Origin of the sequence: Streptomyces sp. NPDC020898, from assembly GCF_044333925.1 — a bacterium.
GTDB lineage: Bacteria > Actinomycetota > Actinomycetes > Streptomycetales > Streptomycetaceae > Streptomyces.
The window spans coordinates 90,005-109,709 of record NZ_JBIRRV010000022.1 but is presented as its reverse complement, the minus strand read 5'-3'; the positions used below and the strand labels follow the sequence as shown (position 1 = coordinate 109,709).

At 70.5% G+C, this 19,705-nt stretch carries 18 protein-coding genes; 9 read left to right on the top strand and 9 right to left on the bottom strand.

Annotated features, from left to right (window positions below; all coding sequences use genetic code 11):
* The first annotated feature begins 172 nt into the window (after window positions 1–172).
* From ACH4TV_RS41865 to ACH4TV_RS41855, 3 genes are all read left to right on the top strand, one after another.
* Window positions 173–868 carry an SDR family NAD(P)-dependent oxidoreductase gene (locus ACH4TV_RS41865; RefSeq protein WP_398406642.1) on the top strand — a complete coding sequence of 232 codons (696 nt, stop codon included), beginning with the start codon at window positions 173–175 and terminating at the stop codon, window positions 866–868.
* The gene (locus ACH4TV_RS41860; protein WP_398406626.1) at window positions 865–1,980 is read left to right on the top strand and encodes an S-adenosylmethionine:tRNA ribosyltransferase-isomerase; all 1,116 of its coding nucleotides are present in this window, start codon (window positions 865–867) and stop codon (window positions 1,978–1,980) included. The genes ACH4TV_RS41865 and ACH4TV_RS41860 overlap by 4 nt, the downstream gene beginning before the upstream one ends.
* A gap of 276 nt (window positions 1,981–2,256) precedes the next feature.
* Window positions 2,257–3,006 (top strand): transglycosylase SLT domain-containing protein, encoded by a 750-nt coding sequence (locus ACH4TV_RS41855; RefSeq protein ID WP_398406625.1) that lies wholly within the window; start codon window positions 2,257–2,259, stop codon window positions 3,004–3,006.
* A gap of 94 nt (window positions 3,007–3,100) precedes the next feature.
* On the opposite strand, the gene ACH4TV_RS41850 is transcribed toward ACH4TV_RS41855, so the two are convergent.
* The gene (locus ACH4TV_RS41850; RefSeq protein WP_398406624.1) at window positions 3,101–5,620 is read right to left on the bottom strand and encodes an FHA domain-containing protein; all 2,520 of its coding nucleotides are present in this window, start codon (window positions 5,618–5,620) and stop codon (window positions 3,101–3,103) included.
* Between the two features lie 240 nt (window positions 5,621–5,860).
* On the opposite strand from ACH4TV_RS41850, the gene ACH4TV_RS41845 reads away from it, so the two are divergent.
* Window positions 5,861–7,969 (top strand): streptophobe family protein, encoded by a 2,109-nt coding sequence (locus tag ACH4TV_RS41845; RefSeq protein WP_398406623.1) that lies wholly within the window; start codon window positions 5,861–5,863, stop codon window positions 7,967–7,969.
* A gap of 105 nt (window positions 7,970–8,074) precedes the next feature.
* Window positions 8,075–9,277 (top strand): phosphoserine phosphatase SerB, encoded by a 1,203-nt coding sequence (serB, locus tag ACH4TV_RS41840; protein WP_398406622.1) that lies wholly within the window; start codon window positions 8,075–8,077, stop codon window positions 9,275–9,277.
* A gap of 148 nt (window positions 9,278–9,425) precedes the next feature.
* On the opposite strand, the gene ACH4TV_RS41835 is transcribed toward serB, so the two are convergent.
* The 4 genes from ACH4TV_RS41835 to ACH4TV_RS41820 form a co-directional block, all read right to left on the bottom strand.
* The gene (locus tag ACH4TV_RS41835; RefSeq protein WP_398406621.1) at window positions 9,426–9,950 is read right to left on the bottom strand and encodes a SixA phosphatase family protein; all 525 of its coding nucleotides are present in this window, start codon (window positions 9,948–9,950) and stop codon (window positions 9,426–9,428) included.
* A gap of 85 nt (window positions 9,951–10,035) precedes the next feature.
* Window positions 10,036–10,242 (bottom strand): hypothetical protein, encoded by a 207-nt coding sequence (locus tag ACH4TV_RS41830; protein WP_398406620.1) that lies wholly within the window; start codon window positions 10,240–10,242, stop codon window positions 10,036–10,038.
* 166 nt (window positions 10,243–10,408) lie between these two features.
* Window positions 10,409–10,525, bottom strand: coding sequence for an SGM_5486 family transporter-associated protein (locus ACH4TV_RS41825; RefSeq protein ID WP_398406619.1), 117 nt, complete (start codon window positions 10,523–10,525; stop codon window positions 10,409–10,411).
* A 47-nt stretch (window positions 10,526–10,572) separates the two neighbouring features.
* On the bottom strand, window positions 10,573–11,895 hold the full coding sequence (locus tag ACH4TV_RS41820) for a CynX/NimT family MFS transporter (protein ID WP_398406618.1): 1,323 nt from the start codon (window positions 11,893–11,895) through the stop codon (window positions 10,573–10,575).
* 83 nt (window positions 11,896–11,978) lie between these two features.
* Between ACH4TV_RS41820 and ACH4TV_RS41815 the strand changes: the two genes are divergently transcribed.
* Window positions 11,979–12,677: a FadR/GntR family transcriptional regulator gene (locus tag ACH4TV_RS41815; protein WP_398406617.1), complete on the top strand. Its 699-nt coding sequence runs from the start codon at window positions 11,979–11,981 to the stop codon at window positions 12,675–12,677.
* On the opposite strand, the gene ACH4TV_RS41810 is transcribed toward ACH4TV_RS41815, so the two are convergent.
* The 3 genes from ACH4TV_RS41810 to fabG all read right to left on the bottom strand — a co-directional run bounded on the left by ACH4TV_RS41810 (window position 12,652) and on the right by fabG (window position 14,655).
* A complete protein-coding gene (locus ACH4TV_RS41810; protein WP_398406616.1) occupies window positions 12,652–13,005 on the bottom strand; it encodes a hypothetical protein in 354 nt (117 codons plus the stop codon). The genes ACH4TV_RS41815 and ACH4TV_RS41810 overlap by 26 nt on opposite strands.
* A gap of 172 nt (window positions 13,006–13,177) precedes the next feature.
* Window positions 13,178–13,945, bottom strand: coding sequence for an enoyl-ACP reductase FabI (gene fabI / locus ACH4TV_RS41805; protein WP_398406615.1), 768 nt, complete (start codon window positions 13,943–13,945; stop codon window positions 13,178–13,180).
* 5 nt (window positions 13,946–13,950) lie between these two features.
* Window positions 13,951–14,655, bottom strand: a complete 705-nt coding sequence (fabG, locus tag ACH4TV_RS41800) for a 3-oxoacyl-[acyl-carrier-protein] reductase (RefSeq protein WP_398406614.1) — start codon at window positions 14,653–14,655, stop codon at window positions 13,951–13,953.
* A 312-nt stretch (window positions 14,656–14,967) separates the two neighbouring features.
* Here fabG and ACH4TV_RS41795 point away from each other — a divergent pair, with 312 nt between their 5' ends.
* The 3 genes from ACH4TV_RS41795 to tyrS all read left to right on the top strand — a co-directional run bounded on the left by ACH4TV_RS41795 (window position 14,968) and on the right by tyrS (window position 19,222).
* Window positions 14,968–16,491 (top strand): TldD/PmbA family protein, encoded by a 1,524-nt coding sequence (locus tag ACH4TV_RS41795; RefSeq protein ID WP_398406613.1) that lies wholly within the window; start codon window positions 14,968–14,970, stop codon window positions 16,489–16,491.
* On the top strand, window positions 16,488–17,882 hold the full coding sequence (locus ACH4TV_RS41790; RefSeq protein WP_398406612.1) for a metallopeptidase TldD-related protein: 1,395 nt from the start codon (window positions 16,488–16,490) through the stop codon (window positions 17,880–17,882). The genes ACH4TV_RS41795 and ACH4TV_RS41790 overlap by 4 nt, the downstream gene beginning before the upstream one ends.
* A gap of 74 nt (window positions 17,883–17,956) precedes the next feature.
* Window positions 17,957–19,222, top strand: coding sequence for a tyrosine--tRNA ligase (tyrS, locus tag ACH4TV_RS41785; RefSeq protein ID WP_398406611.1), 1,266 nt, complete (start codon window positions 17,957–17,959; stop codon window positions 19,220–19,222).
* Window positions 19,223–19,297: 75 nt separating this feature from the next.
* Here the strand turns inward: tyrS and ACH4TV_RS41780 are convergent, their stop codons facing one another.
* Complete coding sequence (locus tag ACH4TV_RS41780) at window positions 19,298–19,573, bottom strand: GlsB/YeaQ/YmgE family stress response membrane protein (protein WP_398406610.1); 276 nt, start codon at window positions 19,571–19,573, stop codon at window positions 19,298–19,300.
* Window positions 19,574–19,705 lie beyond the last annotated feature (132 nt).

The following is a 19,705-nucleotide window of genomic DNA, read 5'->3' as shown; positions in this document are numbered from 1 at the left end:
CGGCGGGGTGTGACAGTGCGTATCCGCCCTGTGGCGCCCCTGTCCGGGCCGAAGGGCCTAGGTCGAAGGGCCCCGCCGTGATGCGGCCCCCGGGCGAGGCGGCCGGGACGGTCCCGTTCCTACGTTGGGTGCACTGCCGATCGCGGCAGTCGAGGACGAGGGGACGCATGTCATGCCGGTGGCGATCATCACGGGGGCTTCGAAGGGACTGGGGCGGGCGCTCGCCTCGGCGCTCGCACAGCGCGGCTGGGATCTCGTACTGGACGCCAGGACCCCGGAGGTGCTGCACAGCGCCGCCGAGGCGCTCTCCGTGTACGGAGTGCGCGTGGAGGCCCTGCCCGGCGACGTCACGGACGCCTCCCACCGCGCCGGGCTGGTTTCGGCGGCGCGGAAACTGGGCGGCGTCGATCTCCTGGTGAGCAACGCGAGCGCGTTGGGCGCCGAACCGCTCGTACGGCTGGAGGGGCTGTCCCTGGAGGGGCTGCGGCGGGCGCTGGAGGTGAATGTGGTGGCCGCGCTGGGCCTGGTCCAGGAGGCGCTGCCGCTGCTGCGGGAGTCGGCGGCCGGGACGGTGATCGCCGTCAGTTCGGACGCTGCGGCCGAGGCGTACGAGACGTGGGGCGGCTACGGGACGTCCAAGGCTGCCCTGGATCAGCTGGCGGCGGTGCTCGGGGAGGAGGAGCCCGGGGTGCGGGTCTGGGCGGTCGACCCCGGGGACATGGGAACCGACCTGTACGCGGCGGCCGTACCGGACGACGACGATCCGCGTCCGGAGCCCGGCAGTGTCGTACCTGCGTTTCTGCGGCTGCTGGACGAGCGGCCGGCGAGTGGGCGGTACGCGGCGCCGTCCCTGCTGGAGGGGCGATGACACTGGCCGTACAGGTGCCGGAGGAGTTGTCGGCGCGGGTGCCGGCCGAGCAGCGCGGGCCGGGGCTGGACCGGGACTCCGTACGACTGCTCGTGTCGCGGGGGACCGCGGTGTCGCATCACGCGTTCGCGGAGCTGCCCCGGCTGCTGCGGGCCGGGGATCTGCTCGTCGTCAACACGTCGCCGACGCTGGCCGCCGCCGTGGACGGACGGATCGGGCACGCGCGCGTGGTGGTGCATTTCTCGACGTCCGGGGACGACGGGCGGTGGGCCGTCGAGCTGCGGGATCCCGACGGGAGGGGCACCACGCGGGCGCGTACGGGTGGGCCCGCGGGGACGTCGGTGCGGCTGCCCGGGGGTGCGGGGCTGGTTCTGGAGGAGCCGCTGACCGGGCGCGGTACCCGGCTGTGGTGGGCGCGGGTGGACGGGCCCGTGGTGTCTCTCCTGCGGGAGCACGGGCGGCCCATTCGCTACTCCTATACGGAGCGGGATCAGCCGTTGTCCGTGTACCAGACGGTGTTCGCGCTGCCGCCCTGCGACGGGGCCGGCAGCGCGGAGATGCCGAGTGCGGCGCGGCCCTTCACCGCGCGGCTGGTGGCGGAGCTGGTGAGCCGGGGTGTGCAGTTCGCGCCGGTCGGGCTGCACACCGGGGTCGCGTCGGTGGAGGCGCACGAGCCGCCGTACCCGGAACGGTTCGTGGTGCCGGCGGCTTCGGCGCGGCTGGTCAACGCCGTGCGGGCCGGGGACGGGCGGGTCGTGGCGGTCGGTACGACGGCTGTGCGGGCCCTGGAGTCCGCCGCCGGGCCGGACGGGGTGGTGCGGGCCGCCGAGGGGTGGACCGACCTGGTGGTGACGCCCGAGCGCGGGGTGCGGGTCGTCGACGGGCTGCTGACGGGGCTGCACGAGCCTCAGGCGTCGCATCTGCTGATGCTGGAGGCGGTCGCGGGGCGGGCGGCGATCGACCGGGGATACGAGGAGGCACTGCGCGGGCGCTACCTGTGGCACGAGTTCGGGGACGTGCATCTCCTCCTCCCGGAGGAGGCAGGAAGCAGCAGCCTCACGCTGAGCATTGCTCCAGCAACTACCGGTGAGACCAGTACCCGGCCGGTGTGACCCCGCACATAGGACGCACATCACTTACTAGGGAACATAGGAGACAAAGGCGCACCCGGTGAGCGGGAAAGACGCTCCGGTCTGTCCTGATTTGCCGTTCCGGGGTCCACTACCCCCCGTAGTACGTCACACCTTTGCCACACAATTTTGCGGCCGCTAAGAATGGCAGCCGTCGCTCAGCGCCGCGGGTTCCGCCCGCGGCGTTTGTGCCGGAAGCACCACTGTCCCCCCCGGACGCCGAGCGACCTCCGCGCTATTCGAAGAGGTCCACCCGCCATGCCCAAGAACACCGCCACTCCTGGACATAGCCGTACGTCGGCCAGGACCCGCAAGCTCGCGATCGCCGGAGCCGCCACGCTCAGCGCTGCGGCCCTCGCGTTCACCCTCGTGCCCGGGGACGCGCAGACCACCTCCGAGGCCGTCACCGCCGCTCCTGTGGTGTTCAGCCAGGAGCAGCTGAAGGACGTGAAGGCGAGCGTCACCGACCAGCTGGCCGGCGCGACCGTGAAGGCCGAGGCCGCCGCGGCGAAGAAGAAGGCCGCCGACGCGGCCGCCGCGAAGGCGGCGGCCCAGAAGAAGGCGGCCGCGAAGAAGGCAGCGGCGAAGAAGGCGGCCGCGAAGGCGGCGAAGGCACGCGCGGCGAAGGAGGCCGCGAGCCGGTCCGCCAAGCGCGCCGCGATCAAGAAGGCCGCCGTGAAGACGTACGCCAACAACCTCGACGGCTGGATCAAGGAGTCCCTGGACATCATGAAGTCCAAGGGCATCCCGGGTTCGTACAACGGTCTGTACCGCAACATCATGCGGGAGTCCTCGGGCAACCCGAACGCGATCAACAACTGGGACATCAACGCCATCAACGGCGTCCCGTCGATCGGCCTGCTGCAGGTCATCAAGCCGACCTTCGACGCGTACCACGTCTCGGGCACCGTCCACAGCCAGTACGACCCGGTCGCCAACATCACCGCCGCCGCCAACTACGCGGCCGACAGGTACGGCTCGATCGACAACGTCAACGGCGCGTACTGAGGCCGCGCGGACCTCTCGTACGCCGAAGGGCGGCACCCCCACCGGGGTGCCGCCCTTCACCGTCGCAGCAGAACTTCCGGCCGTACGGCCGTGGTCACTTGCGCATGACCTCGGGTTCGTGGCGGCGCAGGAAGCGGGCCACGAAGAAGCCGCAGATCACGCCGAGGGCGATCAGGGCGGCCATGTCGATGCCCCAGGCCATGGCCGTGTGGTCCCAGAGGGGGTCCGTGCTGCCCGGGTCGTCGACGTTCGGGCTGATCTTGTTGAAGTCCAGCGTGGCACCGGCGGCGGCGACCGCCCAGCGGGACGGCATCAGGTACGAGAACTCGTTGACGCCGATGTTGCCGTGCAGGATGAACAGGCAGCCGGTGAACACGACCTGGATGATCGCGAACATGACGAGCAGCGGCATGGTCTTCTCGGAGGTCTTCACCAGCGAGGAGATGACCAGGCCGAACATCATCGAGGAGAAGCCGAGCGCCATGATCGGGATGGAGAGTTCGAGCAGCACGAACTTGCCGAAGATCAGGCCCTCCTCCGGGATCGTGCGGCTCGCGAAGCCGATCGTGCCGACCATGAGGCCCTGCAGGACCGTGATGAAGCCGAGGACGATCACCTTGGACATCAGGTACGCGGAGCGCGACAGACCGGTCGCGCGCTCCCGTTCGTAGATGACCCGTTCCTTGATCAGTTCGCGGACGGAGTTCGCGGCGCCGGCGAAGCAGGCGCCGACCGCGAGGATCAGCAGGACGGTGGTGGCCGTGCCGTTGGGGATGTTCAGGCCGCTTCTGCCCACCTTGCCCGGCAGCAGGGTCTTGTCCGGGTCGATGAGCAGGCTCACCGCGCCCAGGACCGCGGGCAGGATCACCGTCAGCGCCAGGAAGCCCTTGTCGGAGGCGATGACCGTCACGTACCGCCGGATCAGGGTCAGCAGCTGGGAGCCCCAGCCCTGCGGCTTGGGCGGGCGCATGGCCTGCGCGGGCGGCATGTGTACGGACTGCGGGGCGACGGCGTCGATGTCCGCGGCGTACATCTGGTAGTGCTGCGAGCCCTTCCAGCGTCCCGCCCAGTCGTAGTCGCGGTAGTTCTCGAAGGAGGAGAAGACGTCGGCCCAGGTGTCGTAGCCGAAGAAGTTCAGGGCCTCCTCGGGCGGGCCGAAGTAGGCGACGGCACCGCCGGGCGCCATCACGAGGAGCTTGTCGCAGATCGCCAGTTCGGCCACGGAGTGCGTGACGACGAGGACCGTACGGCCGTCGTCGGCGAGACCGCGCAGCAGCTGCATGACGTCGCGGTCCATGCCCGGGTCGAGGCCGGAGGTCGGCTCGTCCAGGAAGATCAGCGACGGCTTGGTGAGCAGCTCCAGGGCCACGGAGACGCGCTTGCGCTGGCCGCCGGAGAGGGAGGTGACCTTCTTCTCCTTGTGGATGTCGAGCTTCAGCTCGCGCAGCACCTCGCCTATCCGCGCCTCGCGCTCGGCCGTCGTGGTGTCGGCGGGGAAACGCAGCTTGGCCGCGTACTTGAGGGCCTTCTTGACGGTCAGTTCCTTGTGCAGGATGTCGTCCTGCGGGACCAGACCGATGCGCTGGCGCAGCTCGGCGAACTGCTTGTACAGGTTCCGGTTGTCGTAGAGGACGTCACCCTGGTTGGCCGGGCGGTAGCCCGTGAGCGCCTTCAGGAGCGTCGACTTGCCGGAGCCGGACGGGCCGATGACCGCGATCAGCGACTTCTCCGGGACGCCGAAGGAGACGTCCTTGAGGATGTCCTTGCCGCCGTCCACCGTGACCGTCAGGTGGCGGGCCGAGAAGGAGATCTCGCCGGTGTCGACGAACTCCTCAAGGCGGTCGCCGACCAGGCGGTACGTGGAGTGGCCGACGCCGACGATGTCGTTCGGGCCGAGCAGCGCGGTGCCGCCCTTGGTGATCGGCATGCCGTTGACGTACGTGCCGTTGTGCGAGCCCAGGTCGCGGATCTCGTAGCGGCCGTCGGGCGTCGCGTGGAACTCGGCGTGGTGGCGGGAGACCTGGAGGTCGGAGACGACCAGTTCGTTCTCCAGCGCGCGGCCGATGCGCATCACGCGGCCGAGGAGCAGTTGGTGGAAGGTGGTCGGGCTGCGGTCGCCGTACACCGGCGGCGCCCCCGCGTCCGGGCCGGGGCCCTGCTGCTGCGGGATCGCGGCAGCGTGCTGCTGCGGCTGGGACTGCGGCCAGCTCTGCTCCGGCGTCTGTTGCTGCGGCGGCTGCTGAGCCCAGCCGGGGCTCGCGCCCTGTGCCGCGTACGGCTGCTGCTCAGGCTGCGCCACCTGCGGCGACGCGACCGAGGCCGCGCTGCTGGAGAGGTTCAGGCGCGGGCCGTCGGTCGCGTTGCCGAGATGGACGGCCGAGCCCGGCCCGATCTCCATCTGGTGGATGCGCTGGCCCTGCACAAAGGTGCCGTTGGTGCTGCCGTGGTCCTCGATGACCCAGCTGCGGCTGCCCCAGCTGATCGTGGCGTGCCGCCAGGAGACCCTGGCGTCATCGAGCACGATGTCTCCCTGCGGATCACGTCCGAGGGTATAGGGCCTGGACGAATCGAGCGTCCAGGTCCTGCCGTTCAATTCCAGTACGAGTTCCGGCACTCCATGCCCCACTGAGTTGTCCCCCGAAATTTGCCCCAACACGGGGAGTCTAGGGATGTCGAACATCGTGGGGAACTATTTCAGGCTCAGCCCCCTGACCGAAAGTCGGGTCTTGCGGAAGGGGCGTGGAAGCGGACAGCGACGCGCCGTTGACTGGGTGGAAACCGGCCCGGAGAGTGGTAATCCCACGCGAGGGGGACACGCGCGGTGGACCGCCGCCGCGCGGATCGGGGGCTGACGATGAGCATCGAGACCGCCGAGCAGGGCAGGAGGCTGCCGTGGGGAGACGTGCTGCTCTCCGCGATCGCCGCTGTGAGCTGGGCGTTGATCGGGATGGCGGGCACAGCAGCGCTCGGTCTGCATCTGCTGGAGGCGGACTCCGCGGGCTCGCTCGGGCCGATGACAGCGGCGGTTGTGGCACTTGGGGCAGGTGGTTCGGTCACGCCGTCCGGTGATGTGTCGGCCTTCGGCCTGAAAGGAGCGGAGGCGGCCACCGCCATCGAGATCACGCCACTGGGCGTCGGCCTGGTGGGTGCGGTGCTTTTGTCCTGGTTCTTCTTACGGTCCCTGCGCGCGGCGGGAGTTGTCATCAGCCCGTCCGAACTCCTCACGCGCGCGGGCGCGGTGATCGCCCTCTTCGTGGCCACCCTGGGCGGGCTGGCCTGGGCGGGGCACGACGTCATCACGATCGACGGCGGCAGCCTGGGCCTCGACGACCTGCCGGGCACCGGCGGAGGAGGCGACGGGGGCGGGGGCATCGACATCCCCGGGCTCGGCGACATCAGCGGCCTCCTGCCCGACCGGGTCGGCGACCTGATCGACGCGGAGGCGGCGGTCGGCTTCACCGTCGACACGCTCCCCACCCTGCTCGGCGGCATGGTCTGGGCGGCCGTGGTCCTGACGATCGCCCTGCTCTCCTCCCGCCGCACTCCCCTGCCGCGAGGCTGGGAAGCCGTCCACCGCGTCGTCCGTCCGGCGGCGTCCGCCCTGGTCACCGTGTTGCTGGTGGCGGTCGCGGCGGGGCTCGCGGCAGCCGCGTACGCGGCGATCGGCGACGACAACCCCCAACGCATCGCGGGCGCGGCCCTGCTCGGCGCCCCCAACGGGGTCTGGCTGGGCATCCCGATCGGCCTGTTCGTCCCGTTCGACGGCAGCGCGTCGGGGATCCTGGTGAACGTCCTACCGGACCCCCTGGACAGGCTCCTGAGCTCGGAGACCGACCAGTCCGTCAGTCTGGGCGAACTGGCCGAACTGGACAGCCGCGTATGGCTGTTGGGAGTCGCGGCGATCCTGATGATGCTGCTCGCGGGCATCCTCGCGGCGGCCCGGACGCCGCTGGCCCGGGGAGTCGGGCCGGCCGACGTCGACGAGCGGGTGCCGCTCGCCGTACGGGATCCCGGTGCCCTGCGTTTCGCCGGGCAGTGCGCGGTGCGACTGGGGGCGGTCACCGCGCTGGCCCTGCCGCTGCTCGCCTGGCTGACGGAGGTGTCCGTGGACGCCTCGATCTCGGTCCTGGGCTTCGACGCGTTCGGCGCCGGAATCGAACTGCACGGGCAACTGGTCGCGGCCCTGCTGCTGGGCGCGGTGTGGGGCGCGGCCGCGGGAGCCGCCGGTGCGCTGCTGGCGTACGCGAGCGGGGCGGCGGGATGGCGGGCGGTGCCGTTGGCACTGGGTGACGTGTGGGCGAGGCCCGCTGAAGAGGGCGGCGCGGAGGCGGCGACCGGGACATCGGGGGACGTGGGGACGACTCGGGTGGCGGGTACGGGGGTCGAGGAGGCGCGGTACGGCGTTCACCCGGAGCAGGCGGGCGGGCCCGGCCCGTACGTGCCCAGCTCGCCGTACCGGCCGCCCAACCGTGACACCAATCCGTATCTGCGGCGGCCCGACGGGCTTCTGGAACCCGAGGACGCGCGCCCGCCCGAGGCGGGACGGCCCTACGGGGGCGGCGGTGGGCAGGGATCCGGGAGCGGCCCGGTCCCGGGGAGCCGACGGCCGCACGAGGGCGGGTGGGCGCCCGGCGTCCCGCGTCCGGGAGCTCAGCCGCCCAGCGCGAGCGGTCCGCCCGAGCGGGCGGGCTCCGGTGCGGGGACCGGGCCGGGGGAAGGCGACGACGCCGGTGAGCGGGGCGGCCCGGGTGAGGGCGATCGTCCGGGTGAGGGGGACCAGCCGCCCGAAAACCTGTACGGCCTCCCCACCATGGCCAGGCCGGTCTCACCGCCGCCGCGACGGCCCGGGGCCCGGAAGGGCGACGGTTCGCCGGAGTCGCCGCAGGAGAAGCGGACGCTTCCCCCGCCACCGCATCCGCCCACCCCGCCGCCACCGCCGCGTACACCCAAAGGACGGCGCTGACCTGCTCGTAAGGTCGCCGCCACCGTCATGAAAGGTAGTGTTCCCTGTCCGTCAGGCGGACCGCGTGCGCGGTAGGCACTGGGTGCCGGATACGGTGGAAACACCATGAACGCTACGCAGACCGCTGACGTACCCACTCTTCTCGTCAAAATCTTCGGCAAGGACAGGCCGGGCATCACCGCCGGTCTGTTCGACACGCTTGCCGCCTACTCCGTGGACGTCGTCGACATCGAGCAGGTCGTCACGCGTGGCCGCATGGTGCTGTGCGCGCTCGTGACACAGCCGCCTGCCGGGATAGAAGGCGATCTGCGGTCCACCGTCCACAACTGGGCGGAGTCCATGAAGATGCAGGCGGAGATCATCTCCGGGCTCGGTGACAACCGGCCGCGCGGGCTCGGGCGTTCGCTCGTCACCGTGCTCGGGCATCCGCTGACCGCCGAGTCGACCGCCGCGATCGCGGCGCGGATCACCCGCGCCGGCGGCAACATCGACCGCATCTTCCGGCTCGCCAAGTACCCCGTGACGGCCGTCGAGTTCGCCGTCTCCGGTGTCGAGACCGCGGTGCTGCGGACCGCCCTGGTCACCGACGCGGCGGCACTGGGTGTCGACATCGCGGTTGTCGCGGCGGGGCTGCACCGGCGGGCGCAGCGGTTGGTCGTCATGGATGTGGACTCGACGCTCATCCAGGACGAGGTGATCGAGCTCTTCGCCGCGCACGCGGGCTGCGAGGACGAGGTCGCCCAGGTGACCGCCGCCGCGATGCGCGGGGAACTGGACTTCGAGCAGTCGCTGCACGCGCGCGTGGCGCTGCTCAAGGGGCTCGACGCGTCGGTGGTGGACAAGGTGCGCAGCGAGGTCCGGCTCACGCCGGGGGCGCGCACACTGATCCGTACGCTGAAGCGGCTCGGCTTCGAGGTCGGTGTCGTCTCGGGTGGGTTCACGCAGGTCACGGATGATCTGAAGGAGCGGCTCGGGCTGGACTTCGCCCAGGCCAACACGCTGGAGATCATCGACGGGAAGCTGACGGGCAAGGTCGTCGGCGAGATCGTGGACCGGGCGGGCAAGGCCCGGCTGCTGCGGCGGTTCGCCGCTGAGGCCGGGGTGCCGCTGGATCAGACCGTGGCGATCGGTGACGGGGCGAACGACCTGGACATGCTGAACGCGGCGGGTCTCGGCGTCGCCTTCAACGCCAAGCCGGTCGTGCGGGAGGCCGCACACACGGCGGTGAACTTCCCCTTCCTGGACACCGTGCTGTATCTGCTGGGTGTCACTCGGGAAGAGGTCGAGGCGGCGGACACCCACGAGTAACCCGCTGGGAGTTCGGCGGGCGGCTGCTCTTTGGTGGGGACTTCTGTTTCGTCGCCGGGTGCGGGTTCGGCTGTGCCTGCCCTCCCCCGCTCTCCACTCCGTTCGAGCGGGGGACGCCTGTGCCGCCGGCCGTGACCGGACCGGGGTTCTACTCCGGCGGGGCCCAGTAGTCGAGCAGCGTCGCCATGCCGGGCTCCAGGCCCTTCCAGGAGCCCGGGAAGGAGAGGACCGCGAAGGCCGCGGCCGGGAAACCCCGGCTGGTCATCCTGGTGCGGGCCTCGTCCTCGGATTCGGACTCGGGGGCCAGGATTTCGGCGAGGGCCTGCACTCCTGGATTGTGGCCGACGAGGACCACGTTCTGGGTGTCGTCCGGGGTTTCGTTGAGCAGGGCGATGAGCTCACCGGGTGCGGCTTCGTAGATCCGCTCCTCGTAGACGGTCTTCGGCCGTTGCGGGAGTTCGTGGACCGCGAGTTTCCAGGTCTCACGGGTCCGGGTGGCGGTGGAGCAGAGGGCCAGGTCGAGGGGGATGCCGGTGTCGGCCAGCTTGCGTCCGGCGACGGCGGCGTCCTTGCGTCCCCGGTCAGCGAGCGGCCGCTCGTGGTCGGTCACCTGGGGCCAGTCCGCTTTCGCATGCCGGAAGAGGACGATCTTGCGGGATTCTGCGACGCTCATGGCACCCAGCTTCGCATGAAACACGCCATGGGGCGCAGGGAGTTGACGGGCGGCTCCACAGGTGGGAATGGGGCGTTCACGGCACTCAACGCGTCACCATGTCCCGCGCGCGCTCAAGGATGTGGGTGATGGCCGGGTCGCCCGTCGCCGCCTGTGCGTCGGTCGGGTTCAGGATCAGCGCGAGCAGCACGACGAACGCGAGCGTCGGCAGGGCCAGGGCCCACCACGGCAGCCGTATGTCGACTCCACGCGTGGTCGCCGGAAGGGGCCGGGAGTGCGTGTGGGCCGGCATGATGCCTCCGTGGGTCTTCGAGCGGTCCGTGGCCCGCATCTCGTGGCCACGCTTCGAAGTTACGGAACCCGCGGCCCTCAACCCATCCGGTGATCCACCCACTTGACCCTGATACTCGCCCCCTAGGGGATGGTGGGGATACCCCCACCACCGCCTCTGCCGACTCTCACGGTGAGGCGATCGTCGCGATGACGGCGATGATCAGGAAGATGGCGAAGAACGAGCCGAAGACGAGCAGCATCTTCTTCTGGCCGTTCTGGGGGTTCGGGTCGAGCAATGGCATACAGCCAGTCTCGCACCCGTCGCCCCCGCCCGTCCCCCGGGGTGGGGTCAGCGGGCCGCTTCGTCCTCCACCGTGCGGTCGCGTCCCGCCAGTACGCCCACCACCATCTGCGGGACCATCAGACCGGCCATCAGTGCGATCGGCAGCCCCCAGCCACCGCTGTGCTGGTAGAGCACCCCCACGAGAAGCGGCCCTGGGATGGAGATCAGGTATCCGGTGCTCTGTGCGAAGGCCGACAGCTGGGCGACGCCCGCCCCTGTCCTGGCCCGCATCCCGACCATCGTGAGGGCCAGCGGGAAGGCGCAGTTGGCGATGCCGAGGAGTACCGCCCAGGCCCAGGCGCCGCCGGCCGGCGCGAGGTACAGGCCCGCGTATCCGACGAGGCCGCACACGCCGAGCGCGATCACGATCGGCCCCTGGTGGGGCAGGCGGGTGGCGACCCGCGGGATGACGAAGGCGAGCGGCACGCCCATCGCCATGGTCACGGCGAGCAGGAGTCCGGCGGTGCCGGCCGGGACGCCCGCGTCGCGGAAGATCTGCGCCATCCAGCCCATGGTGACGTAGGCGGCGGTGGCCTGGAGCCCGAAGAACACGGCGAGCGCCCAGGCGGTCCGGCTCCGGGTGATGCGCAGGGCGCCGGCTGCCTCCCTCGGGGAACCCGTGGAGGACGTGGTGCCCGTGGAGGACGTCCCGCGCGCGGAGGGCGCCTCCCGGTCCGCGTGAGCCGTGCCCCGTTCCCGTGCCAGCGGAATCCAGGGCACCACGGCTGCCGCCGCGAGAACCGCCCAGACGGCCAGTCCGCTCCGCCAACTCCCGCCCAGCGCCTCGGTCATGGGCACGGTGATCGCCGCCGCGGCGGCGGTGCCGAGGGCGAGGGCCATCGAGTACAGGCCCGTCATGGAACCGACCCGGTCCGGGAACCAGCGTTTGACGATGACCGGCATCAGCACATTGCTGACCGCGATGCCCATGAGGGCGAGCGCGCTGGCGGCCAGGAAGCCGGCTGTGGTGCCCGTGTAGGGCCGGATCGCCAGGCCGGTGGCGATGGCGGCCATGCCCGCGCAGACCACCGCCCCGGCGCCGAAGCGGCGGGCCAGACGCGGTGCCATGACGCCGAAGAGGGCGAAACAGAACGGGGGTACGGAGGTGAGCACGCCGGCCGCGGTGCCGCTCATGTCGAGCCCGTCACGCACCTCTTCGAGGAGGGCGCCGAGGCTGGTGATGGCCGGGCGGAGGTTGAGGGCGGACAGCACGATGCCGACGACGACCAGCCGCGTCAGCCACGCGCGCGGGGCCGCTCCCCCGGGTTCGCCGGGTATGGACGTGGACTTCGTCGTCCGGGTTTCCTCGCTCACCATGACGCCCATCATAGAATCATGGGATGATTGGGTGTACCCCCTGGGGCTGACCGCCCTCAGGTGTCCGACGACGTCCTCCCATGCGAAGGTGTGCCATGCCGCCGCTGAGCCACCCCCGCCGATCGGCCCTGTCCGAGCAGGTCATCGCCGCCCTGCGGAACCAGATCACCTCGGGCGAGTGGCCCGTCGGTTCCCGTATCCCCACCGAGCCCGAGCTGGTCGAGCAGCTCGGGGTCGCCCGGAACACGATCCGTGAGGCGGTCCGGGCCCTCGCGCACAACGGGCTGCTGGACATCCGCCAGGGCTCGGGCACGTACGTCGTGGCGACCAGTGAGCTGGCCGGTGTGATGCACCGCCGGTTCGCCGACGCGGACCCGCGGCACATCGCCGAGCTGCGTTCGACGCTGGAGTCGTCCGCGGCGAGGCTGGCCGCCGAGCGGCGCACGGAGAAGGACCTCAAGCAGCTCGACGCGCTCCTCGTACGGCGTGAGGAGGCCTGGGAGTCGGGCGACGCGGAGGCCTTCGTGACAGCGGACGCCACCTTCCATCTCGCGGTGGTGTCGGCCTCCCACAACGACGTGATGACCGCGATGTACGCGGACCTCGGCGAGGTGCTGCGGGACTGGCTGCGCGAGGACATCGGCGAGGAACTGACACCGGAGACGCACATGGATCACGCGCTGCTGGTCGACGCGATCCGCGCGGGCGACGCGGCCACCGCGGCCGAGGAGGCCGCCGGCTACCCCTTCCTGTGCCGCCCGGGGCGGCTCAGCGCGCCCGCTTCCGGTGGCTGACCCACACGGAGCGGACCTCTTTCCAGCAGCGGCCGGTCAGCCGTACGGTCTGCGCCGGCCCGGCGTCGACCGCCGCCGAGTCACTGTCGACGTCCCACCAACGGTCGCACTCGATGTGCAGGCTGACGCTGTCGGTACGCGGATAGGGGTTGTGGCAGTACGCGGTCACGTGAGAGCCCGTGACCCGGCTGCGGCACCAGGAACCGAACGGCTCCGGTGCGGCGGCTTCACGTACCTCCACGCGCGCGTGCGGCATTGCGTCGTACGGGACGGACATCACGAGGCAGACGGCGACGGTCACTGGGGCCAGGCTGCGGGACAGGCGCACAAGGGACCTCCTCGGCCGTGCTGGGGAGGGAAGCGCAGGGTGAACGCGTAATCCAGAGTGCGCAGTTGTACCGCCTCCCCGCCCGGCCAGGTGGGCCGAACGGGTGAAGGGTGAGGGCCCGCATCCCGAAGGACGCGGGCCCTCACTCTTCACTCGAGCCACGGCGGCAGCGTCACGCGCCGATCGCGTGCAGCCCGCCGTCCACGTGGATGATCTCGCCGGTGGTCTTCGGGAACCAGTCGCTCAGCAGGGCGACGATGCCGCGGCCGGCCGGGTCCGGGTCCTTGAGGTCCCACTCCAGGGGCGACCGGGCGTCCCACACGGAGGCCAGCTCGCCGAAGCCCGGGATGGACTTGGCGGCCATCGAGGCGAGAGGGCCCGCGGAGATGAGGTTGCAGCGGATGTTCTGCTTGCCCAGGTCACGCGCCACATAGCGGCTGGTGGCCTCCAGGGCGGCCTTGGCGGGGCCCATCCAGTCGTACTGCGGCCAGGCGTACTGCGCGTCGAAGGTGAGGCCGACGACCGAGCCACCGTTCTGCATCAGCGGCAGGCAGGCCATGGTCAGCGACTTCAGGGAGTACGCCGAGACGTGCATGGCGGTGGCCACGGACTCGAACGGGGTGTTGAGGAAGTTGCCGCCGAGGGCGTCCTGCGGGGCGAAGCCGATGGAGTGCACGACGCCGTCGAGGCCGCCGAGCTCCTCGCCGACGAGGTCGGCCAGCCGGCCGAGGTGCTCGTCGTTGGTGACGTCGAGCTCGATGACCTTGGTGGGCTTCGGCAGCTTCCTGGCGATGCGCTCGGTCAGCGTGGGCCGCGGGAACGCGGTCAGGATGATCTCGGCACCCTGCTCCTGGGCCAGCTTGGCGGCGTGGAAGGCGATGGAGGACTCCATCAGCACACCGGAGATCAGGACGCGCTTGCCCTCGAGAATTCCGCTCATGGTGATCAGTGACCCATTCCCAGTCCGCCGTCAACAGGGATGACGGCTCCAGTGATGTACGAGGCGTCGTCCGAGGCGAGGAACCGCACCGTCGCGGCGATCTCCTCCGGCTGCGCGTACCGCCCGAGCGGCACCTGCGCGACGATGCCCGCGCGCTGCTCGTCGGTGAGGACCTTGGTCATGTCGGTGTCGACGAAGCCGGGCGCGACCACGTTGAACGTGATGTTGCGCGAGCCCAGCTCCCGGGCGAGGGAGCGTGCGAAGCCGACAAGGCCGGCCTTGGAGGCGGCGTAGTTGGCCTGCCCCGGCGAGCCGTACAGCCCGACGACCGACGAGATCAGCACGACGCGGCCCTTCTTGGCGCGCAGCATGCCGCGGTTGGCGCGCTTGACGACGCGGAAGGTGCCGGTGAGGTTGGTGTCGAGGACGGACGTGAAGTCCTCCTCGGACATGCGCATCAGGAGCTGGTCCTTGGTGACACCGGCGTTGGCGACGAGGACCTCGACCGGGCCGTGCTCGGCCTCGATCTCCTTGTAGGCCTGCTCCACCTGCTCGGTGTCGGTGATGTCGCACTTGACGGCGAGGAAGCCCTGGGGCGGCTCACCGGAACGGTACGTGACGGCGACCTTGTCGCCGGCATCGGCGAACGCGCGGGCGATGGCGAGGCCGATGCCCCGGTTGCCTCCGGTGACGAGAACCGAGCGGCTCAACGGATCACCCTTTCGTTAGCGTTTCAACACCCGTCCGAACACCCGGGTTGACAGGCTGCTTCTGCAAAAACCTATCGGTCCCGCCGACCGCTCGGGCAATCGGGCATCGACAGTGGCTCACCCCTCGTCCTGTCGGGTCTCTACAGTCGGCGGGCACTCCGCGACGGGCAGGGCGCCTTGTCCCGCCCCGTCGGTGCCGGGTTCCCGCACCGTCCTGATTGAGCCGAATCCGTTGGAAGCCGCGATGTCAGACCTGCATGATTCACTGCGAGACAGACGCATCCCGCCCACCGCGACAAGGAGAGGCCGCTCATGGCCCATGAGGTCGATCAGTCATTCCTGGCACTTCCCCTCCGTGCCCTGGCCGACGCCGCCCTCGCACGTGCGCGTGCCCTCGGGGCCGAGCACGCCGATTTCCGGTTCGAGCGGGTGCGTAGCGCGTCCTGGCGGCTGCGGGACGCCAAGCCGTCCGGGTCGTCGGACACCACCGATCTGGGGTACGCGGTGCGGGTGGTGCACGGCGGTACCTGGGGGTTCGCGTCCGGCGTGGATCTGACCATGGACGCCGCCGCGAAGGTCGCCTCGCAGGCCGTGGCCATGGCGAAGCTCTCCGCCCAGGTGATCAAGGCGGCGGGCTCCGACGAGCGGGTGGAGCTGGCCGGGGAGCCGGTGCACGCGGACCGGACGTGGGTCTCGTCGTACGAGATCGATCCGTTCACCGTGCCCGACGAGGAGAAGGCGGGGCTGCTGGCCGAGTGGAGCGCGCGGCTGCTCGCGGCGAACGGGGTCAACCACGTCGACGCGTCGCTGCTCACCGTCCACGAGAACAAGTTCTACGCCGACACCGCAGGGACCGTCACCACCCAGCAACGGGTGCGCCTGCACCCGCAGTTCACGGCCGTCTCCGTCGACGAGTCGAGCGGCGAGTTCGACTCGATGCGGACCATCGCGCCGCCCGTCGGACGCGGCTGGGAGTACCTCACGGGTACGGGATGGGACTGGGACTCCGAGCTCGACCAGATCCCCGCGCTGCTCGCCGAGAAGATGCGGGCGCCGAGCGTCGAAGCGGGGCTGTACGACCTGGTCGTCGACCCGTCGAACCTGTGGCTGACCATCCACGAGTCCATCGGCCACGCCACCGAGCTGGACCGGGCGCTCGGTTACGAGGCCGCGTACGCGGGCACCTCCTTCGCCACCTTCGACCAGCTCGGCAAGCTCAAGTACGGCTCCGAGCTGATGAACGTCACCGGCGACCGCACCGCCGAACACGGTCTCGCGACCATCGGGTACGACGACGAGGGCGTCGCCGGACAGTCGTGGGACCTGGTGAAGGACGGGACGTTGGTGGGCTATCAGCTGGACCGGCGGATCGCGAAGCTGACCGGCTTCGAGCGGTCCAACGGGTGCGCGTACGCCGACTCCCCCGGGCATGTGCCCGTGCAGCGCATGGCCAATGTGTCGCTGCAGCCGGATCCGGGCGGGCTGCCGACCGAGGATCTCATCGGCGGGGTCGACCGCGGGATCTATGTCGTCGGGGACCGTTCCTGGTCCATCGACATGCAGCGGTACAACTTCCAGTTCACCGGGCAGCGGTTCTTCAAGATCGAGAACGGGCGCATCACCGGGCAGTTGCGTGACGTGGCCTACCAGGCGACGACCACCGACTTCTGGGGTTCGATGGCGGCTGTCGGCGGCCCCCAGACGTACGTCCTGGGCGGCGCCTTCAACTGCGGCAAGGCCCAGCCGGGTCAGGTCGCGGCCGTGTCCCACGGGTGCCCGTCGGCCCTCTTCAAGGGCGTCAACATTCTCAACACCACGCAGGAGGCCGGTCGATGAGCGCCCGCATGAACAAGCCGCACGAGGTCGTCGAGCGTGCCCTTGAGCTGTCCCGGGCCGACGGGTGTGTCGTCATCGCCGACGAGCAGTCGACCGCCAACCTGCGCTGGGCGGGCAACGCCCTCACCACCAACGGGGTCACGCGCGGGCGCACGCTCACCGTCGTCGCGACCGTCGGCGGCAAGCAGGGCACCGCCTCCGGGGTGGTCTCCCGCTCGGCCGTCACCACCGACGAGCTGGAACCGCTGGTGCGGGCCGCCGAGGCCGCCGCGCGGGGCGCCGGTCCGGCAGAGGACGCCCAGCCGCTGGTCGCGGGAGTGCCGGCGTCACCCGACTTCACGGACGCGCCCACCGAGACCTCGTCCGCGGTGTTCGTCGACTTCGCGCCGGCGCTCGGCGAATCGTTCGCCCGCGCGCGTGCCGGCGGCCGGGAACTGTACGGCTTCGCCAACCACGAGCTGGTGTCGAGCTATGTGGGTACGTCGACGGGGCTGCGCCTGCGCCATGACCAGCCCAACGGGACGCTGGAGCTGAACGCCAAGTCCCCGGACCGTACGCGTTCCGCGTGGGCCGGGCGGTCGACGCGGGACTTCAAGGACGTCGACCCCGCGGCCCTCGACGCCGAACTCGCCGTACGGCTCGGCTGGGCGGAGCGGCGGATCGAGCTGCCGGCCGGGCGGTACGAGACGCTGCTGCCGCCGACCGCCGTCGCCGACCTGCTGATCTACCAGCTGTGGTCGGCATCGGCGCGGGACGCCGCCGAGGGGCGCACGGTGTTCTCCAAGCCGGGCGGCGGGACACGTATCGGCGAGAAGCTCACCGAGCTGCCGCTGACCCTGCGCAGCGACCCGAACGAGCCGGGGCTGGAAGCCTCGCCGTTCCTGCTCGCCCACTCCTCCGGCGACGACCAGTCGGTGTTCGACAACGGACTGCCGCTGAGCGCCACCGAGTGGATCCGCGAGGGCGAGCTGAACCGGCTGATCACCTCCCGGCACACCGCCGGACTGACCGGCCTGCCGGTGTCCCCGGCGATCGGGAACATCGTCCTGGACGGGGGCGAGGACAGGTCCCTGGAGGAGATGGTCGCGAACACCGAACGCGGGCTGTTGCTGACCTGCCTCTGGTACATCCGCGAGGTCGACCCGGCCACCCTGCTGCTGACCGGCCTGACCCGCGACGGGGTGTACCTCGTCGAGAACGGCGAGGTCAGCGGCGAGGTCAACAACTTCCGGTTCAACGAGTCGCCGGTGGGCCTGCTGGGACGGGCCGTCGAGGCCGGGCGGACGGAGAAGACGCTGCCCCGCGAGTGGAGCGACTGGTTCACCAGGGCCGCGATGCCCCCGCTGCGCATCCCGGATTTCAATATGAGCTCTGTCAGCCAGGGCGTATAACCTCGTAGCCGATAGTCACTCGACTGCCGTACAACTGACTGTACGAAGACCATTCACAAGGAGATACGAGAACCGTGACGGACATCGTCGACGAGCTGAAGTGGCGCGGGCTGTGGGCCCTGTCCACTGACGAGGACGCTTTGCGCAAGGCGCTCGCGGACGGTCCCGTCACGTTCTATTGCGGTTTCGACCCGACCGCGGCCAGTCTGCACGTCGGCCACCTGGTGCAGGTCCTCACCATGCGCCGCCTCCAGCAGGCGGGCCTGCGTCCGCTGGCCCTGGTGGGCGGGGCGACCGGCCAGATCGGCGACCCCCGCCCCACGGCGGAGCGCACGCTGAACGACCCGGAGACGGTCGCGAACTGGGTGACCGGGCTGCGTGCGCAGATCGAGCCGTTCCTGTCCTTCGAGGGCGAGAACGCCGCGGTGATGGTGAACAACCTGGACTGGACGGCCGGCCTGTCGGCCATCGAGTTCCTCCGTGACATCGGCAAGCACTTCCGGGTCAACAAGATGCTGACGAAGGACTCGGTCGCCCGGCGGCTGGAGTCCCAGGAGGGCATCAGCTACACGGAGTTCAGCTACCAGCTGCTCCAGGGCATGGACTTCCTGGAGCTGTACCGGAGGTACGGCTGCACGCTCCAGCAGGGCGGCAGCGACCAGTGGGGCAACCTCACGGCGGGCCTCGACCTGATCCACCGGCTGGAGCCCGACGCCCAGGCGCACTGCCTGGCGACGCCGCTGATGGTCAAGGCGGACGGCACCAAGTTCGGCAAGAGCGAGAGCGGCGCCATCTGGCTCGACCCGGAGATGACGACGCCGTACGCGTTCTACCAGTTCTGGCTCAACGTGGACGACCGGGACATCTCGACGTACATGCGCATCCTGTCCTTCCAGTCCCGCGAGGAGCTGGAGGCGCTGGAGGCGCAGACCACGGAGCGTCCGCAGGCGCGGGCCGCGCAGCGCGCGCTCGCCGAGGAGCTGACGACGCTGGTGCACGGCGCCGAGCAGACGGCCGCCGTGATCGCCGCGTCCAAGGCTCTCTTCGGCCAGGGCGAGCTGGGTGAGCTCGACGAGCGGACGCTGAGCGCGGCTCTCTCCGAGCTGCCGCACATCCAGGTCGCCGAGGCGGGACCGGTCGTCGACCTGTTCGCCGAGGTCGGGCTGGTGGCCAGCAAGTCGGCCGCGCGGCGCACGGTGAAGGAGGGCGGCGCCTACGTGAACAACACGAAGGTCGCCGCCGAGGACGCCGTCCCCGCGAAGGAGGACCTGCTGCACGGGCGGTGGCTGGTGCTGCGCCGGGGCAAGAAGAACCTGGCGGCGGTGGAGGTCACCGGCTGACCGGGTCGAGCGACTGAGCGAGTACGTGTGAAGGGGCGGCCCCTGTCGACAGGGGCCGCCCCTTCACACGTACCGCTATGCCCGCCGTCTCCTCCCGCGCATCGTCGCGTACGCCATGTCGCCCAGGAACACGATCACGACCGCTGCCGCGAGCTGGAGGGCGTGGCGGCCCCAGTCGATGCCGCTCGTCGATTCGATGCCGATACCTCGTGCGATCGCGTTGCCGACGATGGCGCCGAGAATGCCGAAGACGGTCGTCAGCCAGAGCGGGCTGTGCTGCTTGCCCGGAATGATCGCCTTGGCCAGCAGACCCAGCACGAGTCCCACAATGATCGCCCACAACCAGCCCATGGCTGCCTCCTCGTACGGCTCTACGTGAGCATTTCGCCCAGTGTCGGCCCGTTCGCGCTACGGCGCATGTCTGGGACATCTGTACGCGGTACGGCGGAGGCCTGTCACCACGGTGGAAGGTGCCCCGGTCTC